General features: G+C 67.9%; 12 protein-coding genes. 8 read left to right on the top strand and 4 right to left on the bottom strand.

From position 1 onward, the window contains the following. Positions 1 to 244: 244 nt before the first annotated feature. From ORK51_RS10255 to ORK51_RS10235, 5 genes are all read left to right on the top strand, one after another. On the top strand, positions 245 to 2,188 hold the full coding sequence (locus ORK51_RS10255) for a DEAD/DEAH box helicase (protein WP_070426917.1): 1,944 nt from the start codon (positions 245 to 247) through the stop codon (positions 2,186 to 2,188). 222 nt (positions 2,189 to 2,410) lie between these two features. Further along, positions 2,411 to 4,792 (top strand): putative bifunctional diguanylate cyclase/phosphodiesterase, encoded by a 2,382-nt coding sequence (locus ORK51_RS10250; protein WP_237393517.1) that lies wholly within the window; start codon positions 2,411 to 2,413, stop codon positions 4,790 to 4,792. Positions 4,793 to 4,894: 102 nt separating this feature from the next. After that, on the top strand, positions 4,895 to 6,529 hold the full coding sequence (locus tag ORK51_RS10245) for a sensor domain-containing diguanylate cyclase (protein WP_070426919.1): 1,635 nt from the start codon (positions 4,895 to 4,897) through the stop codon (positions 6,527 to 6,529). A gap of 56 nt (positions 6,530 to 6,585) precedes the next feature. After that, positions 6,586 to 7,308, top strand: a complete 723-nt coding sequence (locus ORK51_RS10240) for a pseudouridine synthase (protein ID WP_019184431.1) — start codon at positions 6,586 to 6,588, stop codon at positions 7,306 to 7,308. Between the two features lie 68 nt (positions 7,309 to 7,376). Beyond that, positions 7,377 to 8,447 carry a GGDEF domain-containing protein gene (locus ORK51_RS10235; protein WP_070426920.1) on the top strand — a complete coding sequence of 357 codons (1,071 nt, stop codon included), beginning with the start codon at positions 7,377 to 7,379 and terminating at the stop codon, positions 8,445 to 8,447. Between the two features lie 48 nt (positions 8,448 to 8,495). Here the strand turns inward: ORK51_RS10235 and ORK51_RS10230 are convergent, their stop codons facing one another. Beyond that, on the bottom strand, positions 8,496 to 9,443 hold the full coding sequence (locus ORK51_RS10230) for a DMT family transporter (RefSeq protein WP_019184429.1): 948 nt from the start codon (positions 9,441 to 9,443) through the stop codon (positions 8,496 to 8,498). Positions 9,444 to 9,556: 113 nt separating this feature from the next. Between ORK51_RS10230 and ORK51_RS10225 the strand changes: the two genes are divergently transcribed. Continuing rightward, on the top strand, positions 9,557 to 10,177 hold the full coding sequence (locus tag ORK51_RS10225) for a Pr6Pr family membrane protein (RefSeq protein WP_266084840.1): 621 nt from the start codon (positions 9,557 to 9,559) through the stop codon (positions 10,175 to 10,177). 4 nt (positions 10,178 to 10,181) lie between these two features. Here the strand turns inward: ORK51_RS10225 and ORK51_RS10220 are convergent, their stop codons facing one another. Both ORK51_RS10220 and ORK51_RS10215 read right to left on the bottom strand, forming a co-directional pair. Further along, on the bottom strand, positions 10,182 to 11,000 hold the full coding sequence (locus ORK51_RS10220) for a DUF72 domain-containing protein (RefSeq protein WP_266084839.1): 819 nt from the start codon (positions 10,998 to 11,000) through the stop codon (positions 10,182 to 10,184). Next, complete coding sequence (locus ORK51_RS10215) at positions 10,997 to 11,437, bottom strand: VOC family protein (protein WP_266084838.1); 441 nt, start codon at positions 11,435 to 11,437, stop codon at positions 10,997 to 10,999. The genes ORK51_RS10220 and ORK51_RS10215 overlap by 4 nt, the downstream gene beginning before the upstream one ends. Before the next feature lie 111 nt (positions 11,438 to 11,548). Here ORK51_RS10215 and ORK51_RS10210 point away from each other — a divergent pair, with 111 nt between their 5' ends. Beyond that, on the top strand, positions 11,549 to 13,126 hold the full coding sequence (locus ORK51_RS10210) for a serine hydrolase (protein WP_266084837.1): 1,578 nt from the start codon (positions 11,549 to 11,551) through the stop codon (positions 13,124 to 13,126). Positions 13,127 to 13,215: 89 nt separating this feature from the next. Beyond that, complete coding sequence (gene smrA / locus ORK51_RS10205) at positions 13,216 to 15,048, top strand: multidrug efflux ABC transporter SmrA (protein ID WP_266084836.1); 1,833 nt, start codon at positions 13,216 to 13,218, stop codon at positions 15,046 to 15,048. A gap of 128 nt (positions 15,049 to 15,176) precedes the next feature. Here the strand turns inward: smrA and ORK51_RS10200 are convergent, their stop codons facing one another. Continuing rightward, on the bottom strand, positions 15,177 to 16,985 hold the full coding sequence (locus tag ORK51_RS10200; RefSeq protein ID WP_019184423.1) for a DUF885 domain-containing protein: 1,809 nt from the start codon (positions 16,983 to 16,985) through the stop codon (positions 15,177 to 15,179). Between the last annotated feature and the right edge of the window lie 143 nt (positions 16,986 to 17,128).

The raw sequence follows: 17,128 nt of genomic DNA, 5'->3' as shown, positions 1-17,128 counted from the left end.
CGCGGGCGTTGGGCCCGGCCGGGAGAGGGCGCGTATTGTGCGCCAGCACGCGGCAGAACGGCATCCACGTGGCAATCTGTACACGTTGTTCAGGAACGATGCGGTATCATCACCCCCTGAGTGAGTGAATTCTCCTCCGACCGAGCAGCGCCAGGGCACGCGATAAGAAAGGGCGCCCAAAGCGCGGACCATCCCCCTTTTTTATCTCACTGCCGCGTAAAACGGCGGTGTTTCGGAGTTCCCCATGTCCCAAGATTCCACCACGCCGCTGCGGTTTGCAGACCTCGGCCTGTCCGACGCCGTCATGCAGGCGGTCGCCACCGTCGGCTATGAAACCCCCTCGCCGATCCAGGCCGCCACCATTCCCGCCATGCTGGAAGGGCGCGACGTGCTGGGCCAGGCCCAGACCGGTACCGGCAAGACCGCCGCGTTCGCGCTGCCGGTGCTGTCCAACCTCGATTTCAACCAGACCAAGCCGCAGGTGCTGGTGCTGGCACCGACCCGCGAACTGGCCATCCAGGTCGCCGAGGCGTTCCAGACCTATTCCTCCGGCATTCCGGGCTTCCGCGTGCTGCCGGTGTACGGCGGCCAGCCGTATGGCCAGCAGCTGCAGGCCCTGCGCCGTGGCGTGCACGTCATCGTCGGTACCCCGGGCCGTGTGATCGATCACCTCGAGCGCGGCACCCTGGACCTGTCCGAGCTGAAGACGCTGGTGCTGGACGAAGCCGATGAAATGCTGCGCATGGGCTTCATCGACGACGTCGAAGCGGTGCTGAAGAAGCTGCCGGAGACCCGCCAGGTCGCCCTGTTCTCGGCCACCATGCCGTCGCAGATCCGCCGCATCGCGCAGACCTACCTGAAGAACCCGGCTGAAGTCACCATCGTCAGCAAGACGACGACCTCGGCCAACATCCGCCAGCGCTACTGGTGGGTGAGCGGCATGCACAAGCTGGACGCGCTGACCCGCATCCTGGAAGTGGAACCCTTCGACGCGATGATCATCTTCTCGCGTACCAAGGCGGCCACCGAAGAGCTGGCCGAGAAGCTGCAGGCACGTGGCCTGGCTGCGGCCGCCATCAACGGCGACATGCAGCAGGCCCAGCGCGAACGCACCATCGGCATGCTCAAGGAAGGCAAGCTGGACATCCTGGTGGCCACCGACGTGGCCGCCCGTGGCCTGGACGTGGAGCGCATCAGCCACGTGCTGAACTACGACATCCCGTACGACACCGAAAGCTATGTGCACCGCATCGGCCGTACCGGTCGTGCCGGCCGCACCGGTGACGCGATCCTGTTCGCCACCCCGCGCGAAAAGGGCATGCTGCGTGCGATCGAGCGCGCCACCCGCCAGCCGATCGAAGAAATGCAGCTGCCGAGCGTGGACGCGGTCAACGATACCCGCATCACCAAGTTCATGAGCCGCATCAGCGATGCCCTCGATGCCGGTGGTACCGAGTTCTACCGCGACCTGCTGCAGAAGCTGGAAGGCGAGAAGAACGTGCCGGCGATCGACATCGCCGCCGCACTGGCCAAGCTGCTGCAGGGCGATTCGCCGTTCCTGCTGACCCCGCCGGTGCGTGGTGCCCGTGAAGAGCGCGCGCCGCACCAGCGCAACGAGCGCAGCAACGACCGTGGCGAGCGCCCGGCCCGTTTCGAGCCGCGCTTCGAGCGTGGCCCGCGTCGTGAAGACGACCGCGGCCCGCGCCCGCCGCGTCCGGAAGGCGACTTCGGCAGCAGCGAGGGCGGCTTCGAGCGTGCCCCGCGCCGTGACATCGCCCCGCGCGGTGCCGCCGAGCCGGGCATGGAAACCTTCCGCATCGAAGTGGGCCACGTGCACGGCGTGAAGCCGGGCAACATCGTCGGCGCGATCGCCAACGAAGCCGGTCTGGAAAGCCGCTTCATCGGCCGCATCGACATCCACGACGACTTCTCGGTGCTGGACCTGCCGGCCGAAATGCCGCAGGACCTGCTGACCCACCTGAAGAAGGTGTGGGTCTCGGGCCAGCAGCTTCAGATGCGCAAGGTCGAGCCGGGTGAAGACCTGACCCCGTCCCCGCGTCCGGCGTTCAAGCCGAAGTTCGGCCAGGGCAAGCCGCGTGGTCCGGGTGGCCCGCGCAGCGGCCCCGGCGGCAACGACCGTCCGCCGCGCCGTGATGGCTTCAAGCCGCGCGGTCCGCGCAACTTCTGATCCCCCTCGGGTGATCGACGCGACGCCAGCCTCCGGGCTGGCGTCGTCGTTTCCGGCCCCCGCGTCCCTGGGCGCCGGTTTCGCGCCGTCTCAACAACACTGGCCCTAGCCTGCGGGTTGGACCATGCTCCAATGGAATGAGTTTCCACATCCGCAGCCCCGGGGGGATCGGCGATGTATGGAGGTCGCAGGGAGAGTGGCGGCACCGCGATACCGTATTCCATGCGGGGCCTGACCCTGCGCTTCGTGCTGTTGACCGGCATGGCCATCGGCCTGGTCGGCATTTCCGCCCTGATCCAGGAGCTGCAGGCGGCCTCCACCGCATGGATCATGGGCCAGAGCCACTGGTCGCGCGGCCAGCAGCAGGCCACCCACGCGCTGTCGCGGTACATCACCTCGGCCGATCCAGCCGATCTTGCGCTGACCCGGCAGGCGCTGCGGGTGCCGCTGGGCGACCTGACCGCCCGCCGTGCACTGGAACAGGCCGCCCCGGACATCGCTGCGGCACGCCGGGGCTTCATCGAAGGCGGCAACGCCCGCGGCGACATCAACCGGTTGATCCTGTCGTATCGCTACCTGCGCGATCAGCCGTATTTCCGCGACGCAGTGCGCCTGTGGCGCGACACCGACGACGATCTGCTGCAGCTGGTGGCCATCACCGACCGGGTCCAGGCCGGACATGCGGCCGGCAGCCTGACCCCGGCGGTACAGCAGGCACTGCTGCGCCGGGTGCAGGCGCTGGACGTGGACATGCAGAACCAGGCGCGGGCGTTCTCCAGCGCGTTGCTGCATACCGCGGCGATGGTGCGCATGACCACCTTCATCGTCGGGGGGTTGTCGGTGCTGGCGATCACGCTGATCGCGGTGCTGCTCGCGCGGCGCGTGCGCAACGACCTGACCGAGCAGGAAAGCCGGTTCCGCGCGGCGTTCTACCAGGCCACGGTCGGCATGCTCAAGCTCGACGAGGAGGGCGGCATCATGGAGGCCAACCAGGCCATGGCCGATATCCTCGACCATCGCCGTGAGGCGCTGCTCAGCCTGTCGCTGGCCGATCTGCTGGTGGAGGGGGAGCTGGTCCTGGACGAGCGCGGGCGGATCGACTGGCCACGCCAGCTGCGCCCGGGCGAGCTGCGCTTCCTGCGCGCCGATGGCAGCCTGATGTGGGGGCGCTGGAGCGGGACGGTGGTGCATACCCGGGGCCGCGCGCCGGCGGTGTTCGCGCTGGTGGAGGATGTCTCGCAGAACCATGCGCTGGCGCGGGAGGTGGAACACCACGCCAGTCATGACCCGCTGACCGGGCTGATCAACCGCCGCGAGATCGAGCGGCTGCTCGATCAGGCGCTGGTGGCGGTACGCGCCGAGGGCGGGATCCACTCGCTGTGCTACATCGATCTGGATTACTTCAAGCTGGTCAACGACGGGCTCGGCCATGCCGCGGGCGACCAGCTGCTGCGCAGTTTCGCCGATTACCTGGTCGGCGCCGTGCGCGATGGCGACTGGGTGGGCCGCCTGGGCGGGGACGAGTTTGCCCTGTTCCTGGCCAACGCCGGCCAGGACGAGGCCAAGCAGGTGCTGCAACGGGTAATCCGCACGCTGGGCCAGGTCAGCCTGCATCACGGCGACGGCGCCCCCCGGGTGAGCTGCAGCGTCGGCGTGGTGGAAGTGACCGCCGAGGCTCCGGATGTGAACTGGCTGATGAGCGCGGCCGACAGCGCCTGCTATGCCGCCAAGGAGGCCGGTCGCAACCGTGTGCATTGCTACAACGAAAGCCGCATGGCGCTGGACGAACGTCGGCGCGAAGCCGAGCGCCTGGCCAATGTCTCCAGCGCGATGGCCGAGAACCGCATGCTGCTGTATGCCCAGCGCATCGAGCGGGTCGGCGATCCGGAGTTCCTGCACTACGAAGTGCTGGTGCGCATGCGCAGCCCGGAGGGTGCCCTGCAGGGGCCGGCCGAGTTCATGGGCGCGGTGGAACGTTACGGCATGGGCATGGCGCTGGACCGGCACGTGTTGTCGCTGCTGTTCCGGCACCTGCAGGTGTGCCCGAGCCACGTGCAGCAGCTGGGCCTGTGCAACGTCAACGTGTCGGCGCAGTCGATCGCCGAGCCCAGCTTCCTGGCCTTCGTCACCGATCTGCTGGAACGCAACCGCGGCCTGGCCCGCAAGCTCTGCTTTGAAATCACCGAAACCGCCGCGGTCAGCAACCTGGCACAGGCGCGTGCCTTCATCGACGCGGTCAAGGCGCGTGGCTGCCGTATGGCGCTGGATGATTTCGGCTCCGGGTTGTCCTCGTTCGGCTATCTGCGCCAGTTGCCGGCAGACATGCTCAAGATCGATGGCGTGTTCGTGCGCGACATGAACGTGGATCCGGTCAACCGCGCCGCCGTGCGCGCGATCACCGAGGTGGGCCGCGAGCTGCACATGATGGTCGTTGCCGAGTGGGTCGAATCGGCGGTGGTGGCCGACCAGCTGGCGCAGATGGGCGTGGAGGGTTTGCAGGGGTATGCGATCGAGCGCCCGATCCCGCTGGAGCGGATGACCCAGCTGGCGATACGGCCGGTGCGCGCGGGCCTGTCCTCCGACGCCTGGCGGGGCATGCCATGATGCGATAATCGCCGCCGACGGTTCCGGACACGGTGTGCGCGGACGAACACGGGCGGGCAGGACGCAGGCGTGAGCAACGGGGGCGGTTATTCAATCGGGTGGATGGCGTTCGCGCTGGTGCTGCTGTGGCTGTTGCCCTGGAGCCTGCAGGCGGCGCCGCGCGTGGGGCAGGACTTCCTGTTGCTGGGCGGGGCCACCGATGAGGTGACGCCGCAGCGCGCCTGCGCGCCGGATGTACTGGCACGCCACCAGGAAGTGCTCTCGATCCCGGCGCCCGCCGCCGGCTGGTCGGGCAAGCCACAGGCCGTGGACGTATTCGGGGTCCTCACCGGCGAGGTCCGCATCAGCCATGGCGACCGCGAGATCTGCGGCAGCATGCACGATGCCCGCACGCGCGATTCGCGCTTCCGGGCCGGGGTCGGGTTGGTGGTGGTGCCCAAGGCCGGCGATCACGAGCCGATCGTGGTGTCCTGGACCCGGCCGCTGAAGCCGCGCTGGGTACCGACCATCCAGCTTGGCGCGCCCAGTCCGGTGCAGCAGAACGACACCGCCCGGCTGCTGGTGCGTGCAGCCTGTATCGCCGTGGCGATCGCCCTGGCGCTGTCTGCGCTGATGGGCTGGGCCACCACCCGCGACCGGTCTTTCCTGGTGTATGTCGGCGCCTGCGTTGTGTTCGTGCTCTGGCAGGCGGTGCTTGGCGGGCTGAGCGGCTATCCCGAGCCGTGGTTGCCGGTGCACGACCGCGCCTCCTGGTGGCTGATCGCACTCACCGCGTTCAGCCAGGCCTTGCTGCTGCCGATCCTGTGGCGCCTCACCGGCGGTGACCGGCGCTGGCCGCGCTCGCGTCCGGCCCAGCACCTCGTGCTGTGGGGCCTGATCGCGCTCGGGCTGAGCGTGCCGCTCTGGGGGCTGGACGGGCTGAGCGCCGGGGCGGCAGCGCTGGAAGGCAGTTTCCTGGTCGTCTGCACGCTGTGTCTCGGTGCGGGCCTGTGGGGGCTGTGGCGGGGCGATGCGCATGCACTGCCGGGGCTGGCCGCGCTGGCCCCCTGGTGGATCATGATCGGGGCCGACGCGCTGGACGCGCGCTGGCTGGTGGCCTATCGGATCGAAGCGCTGCAGTTGTCGGCCACCTGGTTCTTGATGATGGCCGCCTACGCCCTGAATCTCCGGCTGGGCAGGCTGCGCCGCCAGCGCGATGAAATGCGCCAGCTGGCCGACACCGACGTGCTCACCGGCCTGCCCAACCGTCGCGCCGGCCTGCGCCTGCTCGCGCAATACCTGGAACGGGCGCGCCAGCAGCCGCATGCGCTGGCGATCGGCTTCCTGGACATCGATCTGTTCAAGGACATCAACGACCAGTTCGGGCATGAGGTGGGCGACCAGGTGCTGGTCGCGGTGGCGCGCGCGCTGCGCGGCTCGGTGCGCAACCATGACGATGTGATCCGGATGGGCGGTGAGGAATTCCTGGTGCTGCTGCCCGGTGCCGGCCATGCCGCGGCCGTGGCCCGGCTGGAGACGGTCCGTCAGCAGGTGGCGGCGGTGACCCAGACGCTGGGCATCCCGGGCCTGACCGTCTCGGCCAGCATCGGCCTGGCGGTACTCCAGCCGGGCAGCGACGATCTGGCCGGGTTGCTGCGCCGGGCCGACCACGCCATGTACTGCGCCAAGCGCAACGGCCGCAACCAGATCCACGACGGCGAGCGCACCACGACCGCCGGCGATCCATTGCCGGCCTGAACCACCGGCACGCGGAAAAACGCAGCGGCGGCCACCTTTTGCCCGATAATGGGCCGATGACAACCCGACTCAACAAGCATATCGCCGATACCGGCTTCTGTTCCCGCCGCGAAGCCGACCGCCTGATCGGCGAGCGCCGCGTCACCGTCAACGGCCATCCGGCCGGTACCGGTGCGGTGGTGGGCGAACAGGACGTGGTGCTGGTGGACGGCCAGCCGCTGCGCGCCCGTGAAGCCAAGAAGGCCGGTGGCCGCAAGCACGTCTACATCGCGCTGAACAAGCCGGTGGGGATCACCTGCACCACCGAAAGCTCGGTCAAGGGCAACATCGTGGAGTTCGTCGGCCACGAGCAGCGCATCTTCCCGATCGGCCGCCTGGACAAGGATTCCGAAGGCCTGATCCTGCTCACCAGCAACGGCAACATCGTCAACCAGATCCTGCGCGCCGAAAATGGCCACCAGAAGGAATACATGGTCGCGGTCAACAAGGCCGTCACCGATGAGTTCCTGCGCGGCATGGCCCGCGGCGTGCGCATCCGCGACGAAGTCACGCTGCCATGCCGGACCAGCAAGCTGGCCAAGTTCGGGTTCCGGATCACCCTGCAGCAGGGCCTGAACCGCCAGATCCGCCTGATGGCGGCTGCGTTCGGCTTCCGGGTCACCCAGCTGCGCCGCGTGCGCATCGACAACATCAAGCTCGGTGCGCTCAAGCCGGGCCAGTGGCGCAACCTCACCGACGCCGAGCTCAAGGGCCTGCTGCCCAAGCAGCTGGACTGGTGATGCTGTGCGTCACGTGATGGCGCGATACTCGGGCTAGACTGCGCAGGCACACGCTACTGCCTGCCACGATGATCAAGCCGTCCAAGCCGGACAACGAAGCGCAGCGCCTGCTGGCGCTGCAGCGCTACCAGATCCTGGATTCCCCCCGCGAGCGGTCGTTCGACGATCTGGTCACGATCGCCACGGCGTTGTGCGGCACGCGCATGGGCGCGGTCACCCTGGTCGACCAGGACCGCCAGTGGTTCAAAGCGCGCCAGCTGCTGGAGGGCGCCGAAACCAGTCGCGACATCTCCTTCTGCGGCCACGCCATCCTGCAGCCGGACCAGGTGATGGTGGTCGAGGATGCGCGCAACGATCCGCGCTTCTTCGACAACCCGGTGGTGGTCGATGACCCGCACGTCCGCTTCTACGCCGGTGCGCCGCTGCTGAGCAGCGAGGGGCTGCCACTTGGCACTCTGTGCGTGTTCGATGCGGCGCCCCGGCAGCTCAGCCCGGGCCAGCGCGATGCCTTGTCCGCGTTGTCCCGGCAGGTCTCGCTGGTGATGGAGCTGCGCCGCTACGCGCACGAGATACAGCAGCACATGACCGACCGCGCCTGGTACGAGCAGCGCCTGGCCGAGTACAACGAACTGCTGGAACAGCAGAACGCCGACCTGGCCGAACAGAGCCGCACCGACCCGCTCACCGGCCTGCCGAACCGCCGTGCGATGAGCACTGCGCTGGAAGCGGCGGTGGTGGACGCCGACGGCCAGCCACGCGCCACGGCCGTCGCCCTGCTGGACATCGATCACTTCAAGACCGTTAACGATCTTTACGGCCATGCCACCGGCGACCACGTGCTGGCCGAACTGGCCCGTCTGCTGCGTGCGCATTTCGCCGGGCACGGCCTGGCCGCGCGGTACGGTGGCGAAGAATTCGTGGTGCTGATGCCCGATACGCCGCTGGCCACCGCTGAGCTGCAGTGTGATTTCCTGCGCATGGCGGTGGCCGACCTGCCGTTGGGCCTGCCGTTGACGATCAGTATCGGGGTGGCCGCGCACCGCCACGGCGATGCGATCGAGCAGACCCTGGCACGGGCCGACGCGGCGTTGTACCGGGCCAAGGGCGAGGGCCGCAACCGGGTCCTGCGCGCCGACTGAAGCGCACGGCCTATCCCTGGCGTGCCGGGTGTTGGCCGGTGCGCGCGCTCAATCGGCGATGTTGCGCGCTTCCGAGGTTGCCAGGATTTCCGGGTGCTGCACCTTCCGGCGGCGGTTGAGCAGCGGGTGCAGGAACACCGCCCCGACGATGATCGCCACGCCGGCATAGAACAGCGGCGTCAGCTCACGCTGCTCGCTGAGCAGCACCATCGCCAGCAGGATGGCGTAGACCGGTTCCAGATTGGTCACCAGCTGGGAGGTGTAGGCGCTGATGTGGCGCAGCGCGACCAGGGCCAGCGCAAACGGCAGCAGCGTGCAGAGACCGGCCAGGGCCAACAGCAGCAGGCCATCGTGCAGGTCCGGGATCACCCACAGGTCGCTGGCCAGCGCCGGCAGCAGGAAGGGCAGCACCGGCGCCAGCAGGGTCAGGGTGAGCGTGCCCGCGCCGAGTTCCAGCGCGGTCACGGTGAGCGGGTCGGCATGGCTGACCAGGCGCTTGTTGAGCGAGCCGAAGACGGCCACCAGCAATGCCGACAGTGCGCCGATCAGCACGCCCAGGCGCATGCCATCGGGAACGCCCCCCACCACCAGTGCGACGCCGGGCAGCACCAGGATGCCGAAGGCCAGCTCGCGGAACTGGAAGGGTCGCTTGGCCACCCACGGTTCGATCACCGCCGTGAACACCGGCGCCAGCGCGATGCAGGTCGCGGCCACCGAGGCATTGGCCAGTTTCACCGCGCCATAGAAGGTGAGCCAATGCAGCGCGACCAGCGCGCCGACGCCGCAGTACCCGGCGACCAATCGCGGCGAGAGTTGCCGCAGCCCGCGCCACACCCGTGGCACCAGCGCCAGCATGGCCACCACCAGCAGCATGCGCCACCACACCAGGGGCAGGGCGGGCAGGGTGATCAGCTTGCCGAGGATGGCGGTGACGCCCCACAGCAGCACACAGAAATGGATTTGCAGCAGGGCTCTGCGGGTATCGGTCATCGGCATCGGCGTATTGTGCGACAAGCCGCGACGTGGCGGACGCCTTCCACGTGATCTTTTCCGGGCCGTGGCATCCTGCGCCCATGACACCTCTGCACAGCGATTCCCTTGCCCCCACAATGCCGCCCGCGCTGCGCGCCTGGGCCGGCCTCACCGCCGTGGTCGCAGTGGCCTCGCTGCTGCTGCAGTACCACCTGCTGCTGCGCATCCCCGGCCCGGGTGCGGCGGAGGCGACGCTGCGCTACCTGGGCTACTTCACCATCCTCAGCAACATCGGGGTGGCCGTGGTCTGCGTTGCCCTGGCCTGCGGCCGTCGCACTGGCCTGGCCGCGCCGGTCCCGCGCGTGGCAGTGGCGCTGTTCATCGGCATCACCGGGTTGATCTACGTGATCATCCTGCGTCCGCTGTGGCACCCGCAGGGCGCGCAATGGTGGGCCGATGCCGGCCTGCATTACGCGGTGCCCGTGATGTATCTGCTGGGTTGGCTGGCCGGGCCGCACGGCGGCCTCACTCGGCGCGGGCTGGCCGGCGTTCTGGCGATTCCGATCGTTTACCTGGCCTGGGCGCTGCTGGTCGGGCGGCTCAGCGGGCAGTACCCGTACCCGTTCCTGGACCTGGGCGCGCTGGGCATCGGCTTGGTTGCGCGCAATGTGCTGGCCGTGGCGGTGGTGTTCATTGTGGCCGGTGCCCTGCTGTGGTGGCTGGATGCGGCGCTCGCGGCGCGCCGCCGGCAGCGGTGAACGGTCAGCCGCCGCCGAGCTGCCGCAGCTGGTCGCGCAGGGCCATCGCCGCCCCCGGATTGCGCTGCTTGGCGGCGCCAATGAACAGCACATACACCTCGCGCGGCGACTGCGCGGGCACGTCGGCGGCGAGGTGGGGCAGGTCTGCATTGTCCTCGCCGCGCGCCCAGCGCATCGCACGCAGGCACCACTGCTCCATGGCCCGCGCTGGATAGCCGGCACGCAGGTTGGCGCGTGAGCGCATCAGCCGCGCATAGATGAAGTCCGCGGTCGGGTCGGCGAAGCTGGGGTAATCGTCCGAGCCGCTTAACACCAGCGCGGCGCCGTGGGCCCGGGCAGCAGCCAGCAGGTCCGGTGTCCAGGCAGCCGGGTTGCGCACCTCCAGCGCGTGCTGCAGGCGCTCGCCGCCAACCTTGCGCGGAAGCATGCCCAGGAACGCATCGAACTCGGCCGTGGCGGCCGGATGGTTTTCGCCGAACTGCCAGATCAGCGGCCCCAGCCGGTCCTCCAGCGCGCTGATGCCCTCGATGAAGCGCTCGGCACGTTCGCCGACGGTGGTCAGGTCATGGGTCTGGGTGATCGTGCGCGGCGCCTTGGCCGAGAAGCGGAAACCCTCGGGCGTCTGCTCGCGCCACTGTGCATAGATGGCCGGCTTCTGCGCGCGGTAGAAGGTGCTGTTGATTTCAATGCAGCCGAGCTGCTCGCTGGCATAGGCCAGCTCTTCGCGCTGCGGCAGCCCGGCCGGATAGAAGGTGCCACCACGCCACGCCGGGAAGACCCAGCCGCCGATACCGGTGTGGATGATGCCGGGCGGTGCGCTCATGCGCCGCCCGCGTGGCCGGCCCACGGGTCGTAGCTGCCGAACCACCACAGGTAGCCCTCCGGATCGCGGCAGGCATAGCCACGGCCGCCATAGGGCTGGTCGGCGATGTCGATCACGATCCGGGCGCCGGCGGCAACCGCGCGCGCATGATGCGCATCCGGATCGGCCACGATCACGCAGGCCGTCTGGGTCTGGCGGCCGCCGACCTCATCGGGGTGCACGTTGTAGCGGCCCCATTCGCTGGCGTTGTCGACCGAGCCGAGCATGATCATGCCGTGGCCATACACCAGCTGGGCGTGGTGGACGATATCGCCCTCGGCGTACACCGCCTGTTGCTGGAACCCGAACGCGCGCTGCAGCCAGGCAATGGCGGCGTGTGCATCGCGGTAGCGCAGGCAGGGAATGATGGTAGCGGTGGTCTGCGCGGGCGCGGTCATGGCGGGCCTCCTTCTGGCACAGGCGAGCCTGATCCGGCCCGCGTTACCATCGTGCGAAACCGGGGCATCGGCACCTTCGACGCCCCCGCCACACGCAACCGGAGACACTGCTTGAACACATCCTGGATCGGAGGCGCCGTGCTGCTCGCATGCGCACCCTTGGCATCGGCCGCCGTGCCGGCCGAACTGCAGCGGCTGGACGCCACCATCGAACGGGCCCGCGCCGAGTTCGACATCCCCGGCATCGCCGTGGCGGTGGTCAAGGACGGCAAGGTCGTGATGGAACGCGGTTACGGTGTGCGCGAGCTGGGCAAGCCGGCGCCGGTCCAGGCCGACACGCTGTTCGCGATTGCCTCCAACACCAAGGCGTTCACCGCGACCTCGCTGAACCTGCTGGCCGAGCAGGGCAAGCTGAAGATGGACGACCGCGTGATCGATCATCTGCCGGGCTTCCGCATGTCCGATCCGTATGTGACCGGTGAAATGCGGATCCGCGATCTGCTCTCGCATCGCAGTGGCTTGAGCCTGGGCGCGGGCGACCTGCTGTTCTGGCCGACCACCTCCTACAGCAACAAAGAGGTGGTGCAGCGTCTGGGCAAGGTGCCGCTCAAGGCCGGGTTCCGTGATCGCTACGCCTACGACAACATTCTCTATGCGGTCGCCCAGCAGGTGATCGAACAGGTGTCCGGGCAGACCTATGCGGACTTTCTGCAGCAGCACATCTTCACCCCGGTGGGGATGCGCGGCACGCGTTACAACGCCGATCATCTGCAGCCCGGCGACAACGCCGCGGTCGGTCATGCCAAGTACGATTTCAGCCAGCTGCGCACCGTCGCACCGCTGACCTGGTCCAACAATGCCGGCGCCGGCGGCATCTATTCCAGCGTGCATGACATGGCGCGCTGGATGAACGTGCAATTGGCCCAGGGCACGCTGGAGAACGGCCAGCCGCTGTTCACCGCCAAGACCCAGCAGGCGATGTGGCAGATGATCACCCCGCAGGTCGTGCCCGAGCCGAGCGTGCCGCAGCTTGCGGCGGCACGGCCAAATTTCGCCGGTTATGGCGAGGGCTGGAGCCTGAGTGATTACCGTGGCCAGAAGCTGGTCTGGCACACCGGCGGCTGGCCGGGCATGGTCTCGCGCGTGACCCTGGTGCCGGCGCACAAGCTCGGCATCGTGGTGCTGACCAACCAGGAAGTGGGTGCCGCCTTCAACGCAATCACCATGGAAGCGCTGGACGCCTACCTGCAGGCGCCGGCCACCGACTGGGTCGCCGCCTATGCGGCCGCCGTGGCCAAGTCGCAGGAGAAGGCGGACGAGGGCTGGGCCAGGCACCAGGCGGCGCGCGATGCGAAGTCCACGCCGTCGCTGCCGCTGGCACGCTACGCGGGCGGTTACCGCGACGCGTGGTACGGCGACGTATTCGTTGAACAGCAGGGCGGCAAACTGCGCCTGCGCTTCGGCAGGACCGCGCAGTTGATCGGCACGCTGGAACATTGGCAGCACGACACCTTCCTGGTGCGCTGGGACGACCGTTCGCTCAATGCCGATGCCTTCGTGAATTTCAGCCTGGATCCGGACGGCAAGGTCCGCGAGGTGCGCATGCAGGCGGTGTCGTCGCTGACCGATTTCAGCTTCGATTTCCAGGACCTGCTGCTGACCCCGATCGCGCCGGAGACCAAGGGCTGAACCCCGTCGCCGGCGTGTGATGGAGGTGAGAGTAAAAGGGCAGGCCGCGGTGGGATAATCGCGGCCTGTTTTGTTTTCGGTGCACTGCGATGTTCCGCTGGTTCGAATCGCTGATTCCGGTTTTCCCGCCGATCGATGGGCGCATGCCGCCGCGCAAGGTGGTGCCGTTCTACATCCACTATCTGCGTCCGGTGTGGCCGGTGCTGCTGGCCACGTTGATCGCCGGGCTGCTGCTGGCGCTGGTGGAAGTGGCGATGTTCGATTTCCTGGGCCGCATCGTCGACATGGTCGCCGAGCAGCCCGGCAGCGACTTCTTCGCCCGGCATGCCAACACGTTGATGTGGATGGCCGGCATCACCCTGATTGCGCGGCCGCTGCTGGTCTCGCTGCACAGCCTGCTGGTCAACCAGGCGATCGTGCCGGGGTTGAGCAACCGCTCGCGCTGGCTGATGCACAACTACGTGGTGCGGCAGAGCCTGAGCTTCTTCCAGAACGATTTCGCCGGCAGCATGGCCAACCGGGTCATGCAGACCGGTACCTCGCTGCGCGAATCGGCCGTGCAGATGGTCGATTCGCTCTGGTACATCATCGTCTACACCGGCACCGCGCTGTACCTGTTCGCGCAGGCCGACTGGCGGCTGATGATTCCGCTGGGGCTGTGGATGGCCGGCTATGCGGTGATCATGTGGTACTTCGTGCCGCGGGCCAAAGAGCGCGCGTGGATCGCCTCGGAGGCGCGCTCCAAGGCGATGGGCCGCATCGTGGATGGCTACACCAACGTGCCCACGCTGAAGCTGTTCGCCCATGGCGGCCGCGAGCAGGCCTACGTGGCCGAGGCGATCGACGAACTGGCGGTCAAGCACCGCGGCCAGACCCGGGTCACCACCGGGCTGGAAGTCACCATCGCCATCGTCAACGGCTTCCTCATCGTGGGCACCTGCGGCCTGGCGCTGTGGTTGTGGAACGGCGGGCACATCACGGTCGGTGCGATCACCCTGGCCACCGGCCTGGTGATCCGCATCCACAACATGTCCGGCTGGATCATGTGGACGATCAACGGCATCTTCGAGGATATCGGCACGGTGCAGGACGGCATCACCACCATCTCCCAGCCGCTCACCGTGCAGGACCGCGCCGATGCCGTGCCGCTGGTGGTCAGCCAGGGCGCCGTGCATTTCGATCACATCCATTTCCACTACGGCAAAAGCGGTGGCGTCATCGCCGGGCTGGACCTGCAGGTGAAGCCCGGTGAAAAGATCGGTCTGGTCGGCCCCTCCGGTGCCGGCAAGTCGACCCTGGTCAATGTGCTGCTGCGGCTGTACGACCTGGAGAGCGGGCAGATCCGCATCGACGGCCACGACATCGCCGGCGTGACCCAGGAAAGCCTGCGCCGGCAGATCGGCGTGGTCACCCAGGACACCTCGCTGCTGCACCGCTCGATCCGCGACAACCTGCTCTACGGCCGCCCGGACGCGACCGAGGAACAGCTGCATGCCGCGGTGGCCAAGGCACGGGCGTCGGCCTTCATCGACACCCTGCGTGATGGCGAAGGACGGCAGGGTTACGACGCGCACGTCGGCGAACGCGGGGTGAAGCTGTCCGGTGGACAGCGCCAGCGCATCGCGATCGCGCGGGTGCTGCTCAAGGACGCCCCGATCCTGGTCCTGGACGAGGCGACCTCGGCGCTGGATTCGGAAGTGGAAGCGGCGATCCAGGACAACCTGGACGAATTGATGACCGGCAAGACAGTGATCGCGATCGCGCACCGGTTGTCCACGATCGCGCGCATGGACCGGCTGGTGGTGATGGACCAGGGCCGCATTGTGGAGACCGGCACGCACGCCGAACTGATCGCGGCCGGCGGCTTGTATGCCCGTCTGTGGGCGCGGCAGACCGGTGGATTCGTGGCCGCCGACGCGTAACCCTCGATTCACCCACGTCGCACTCGCCCCACGTGCCCGTTACCTGCATCCACGGGCGCTGTGCAGATAAAGAAACGGCCCGGGTCACCCCGGGCCGTTTGCCTGTCTGACGAGGAACCAGGCAGTACTTACTCGATCGGCTGGTCCAGCATCAGCTGGCGCGCGAAACGCACCGGCGGCGCGCCGTAGGACAGCATCTGGTCGTGGTAGGCCTTCAGGTTGAACTTGGCCCCCTGCTTGTCCTGCACGGCCTTGCGCGTGTCGAAGTGCTCCTGCGCACCGACGAAGTAGGTGGGCAGCTGCGCGGAGGTCAGCTGCGCACGCACCCACTTGCCCGAGGCTTCGCTTTCCTGCTGGAAGGCGTCGTGGGTCATCAGGTGCATCGCCTGCTCGCGCGTCCAGTTGTCCACGTGCACGCCCTGGTCCAGGATCGCGTTGGAGATGGTGCGCAGGTAGAACTTCAGCTGCACCAGGTGGAACAGCGGATCGTTGTCCAGGTAACCCTGTTCCTGCATCATCCGCTCGGTGTAGACCGCCCAGCCTTCGGCAAACAGGCCCGAACGCAGCACCGCGCGCAGCGTAGAGGGGAACTTGCCCGAGTGCCAGCCTTCCAGGTAGTGGCCCGGGGTGCCCTCGTGGATGCTCAGCAGGTGGATCATGCGGCTGTTGTATTCGCGCAGGAACGAATCGACCTGCTTGTCGGTCCAGTCGTCCGGAATCGGCGAGACCGCGTAGAAGGTCTTCAGGTTCTTGTCGAGCGGGCCCGGCGAATCGCAGTAGGCCACGGCCACGCCGCGCTGGAATTCCGGCATCAGGATGATGTCCACCGGTGAATCCGGCAGCGTCATCAGGTCATGCTTGCGCACGAATTCGGTGGACTGTTCCAGCGCGGCTTTGGCGTCTTCGACGACCTTGTCGCGGGCCGGCTTGTCGGCATAGGCCAGCTCCAGCGCGGCTTCGATCGCCGCCTGCTGCTGCTCGTCACTCGGGTTGGCCGGCAGCGCCGGGGCGCCCGGCTTGTCCTTGAGCACGGTCTGCGCGATGCCGTACATGTCCTGGCGTACGCGCTTGAGTTCGGCACGCGCGCGCTCGCCGATCTCGGCACGCGACAGCGAGGAGTTCAGCGCGAACTTGAGCTTCTGGTCATACAGGTCCGCGCCGATGCGGAAATCGCCCTTGGCATTCGGCACCAGGGTCTTGTCCAGCCAGGTCTGCTGCTCCTCGACGGCCTTCTTCAGGCCCTCGATCGCGGCCTGCAGGCGCTTCTGGTCCTCGGCGGGGAGTTCGCCGATGTGCGGGGTGATGAAGGTATCGACGATGCTCAGGATGCCGCGGTTCTGCTTGGCCACGGTTTCGGCATGGATCTTCGGCACGCGGGCCGGGTCCAGGTTCTCACGGGCCTGGGCGAAGATCTGCGGCAGCTTCTCCATGCGCGCGGTGGCCGACTTCAGGCGCTCGGGCAGCGGCGCGAACTCACGCGCCATCAGGCCGTACAGCGCGCTGCCGGCCATGCCGTTGTACATCTGCGGGTCCCACTTCGGCGACTGCAGCACTTCGGCGGTCCAGACTTCGGACTGCAGCTGGTTGCGCAGGATCGCCGCGTCCACCTGGTTCTCGCGCGAGAGCTTGCTCACGTCGATCTTGTCCAGGTCGGCGAGCAGGGCCTTGTACGCGGTCAGCACTTTCTGCTGGCCGGCGGCGCTCAGGTCATCGATCTCGCTGTCATAGCGGTGGTCGCCGATCTGCGTGGCGCTGATCGGGGACAGCTGCATCCAGGTGTCCAGGGCGCGCTTGGACAGATCGGCGAAGGCCGTATCGACCGCGGCATCGCCGGCGGGGGCAGCCGCTTCGGTGCCGGTGGCGGGCGCAGGGGAGTCGGCCTGCTGGCAGCCACCAAGGGCGGCGATCAGGGCGAGGGCAAGCAGATGCTGGCGCATCGGTGTTCCTGTACTGGGGACAATCCCCGAGCATAGGGCCGATGGCCCCCGTTGTCCCCGTGCCATTGGATTACCATGCGCCGTGAAGATCACCGCATTGACTGGAGCTGCACTGTGACTGGATGGACACGACGGGCCCGCGC

Origin of the sequence: Stenotrophomonas sp. RIT-551 (assembly GCF_026241915.1) — a bacterium.
Lineage (GTDB): Bacteria > Pseudomonadota > Gammaproteobacteria > Xanthomonadales > Xanthomonadaceae > Stenotrophomonas > Stenotrophomonas bentonitica_A.
The sequence above is the reverse complement of the archived record's forward strand: the minus strand, read 5'-3'. Positions and strand labels throughout refer to the sequence as shown.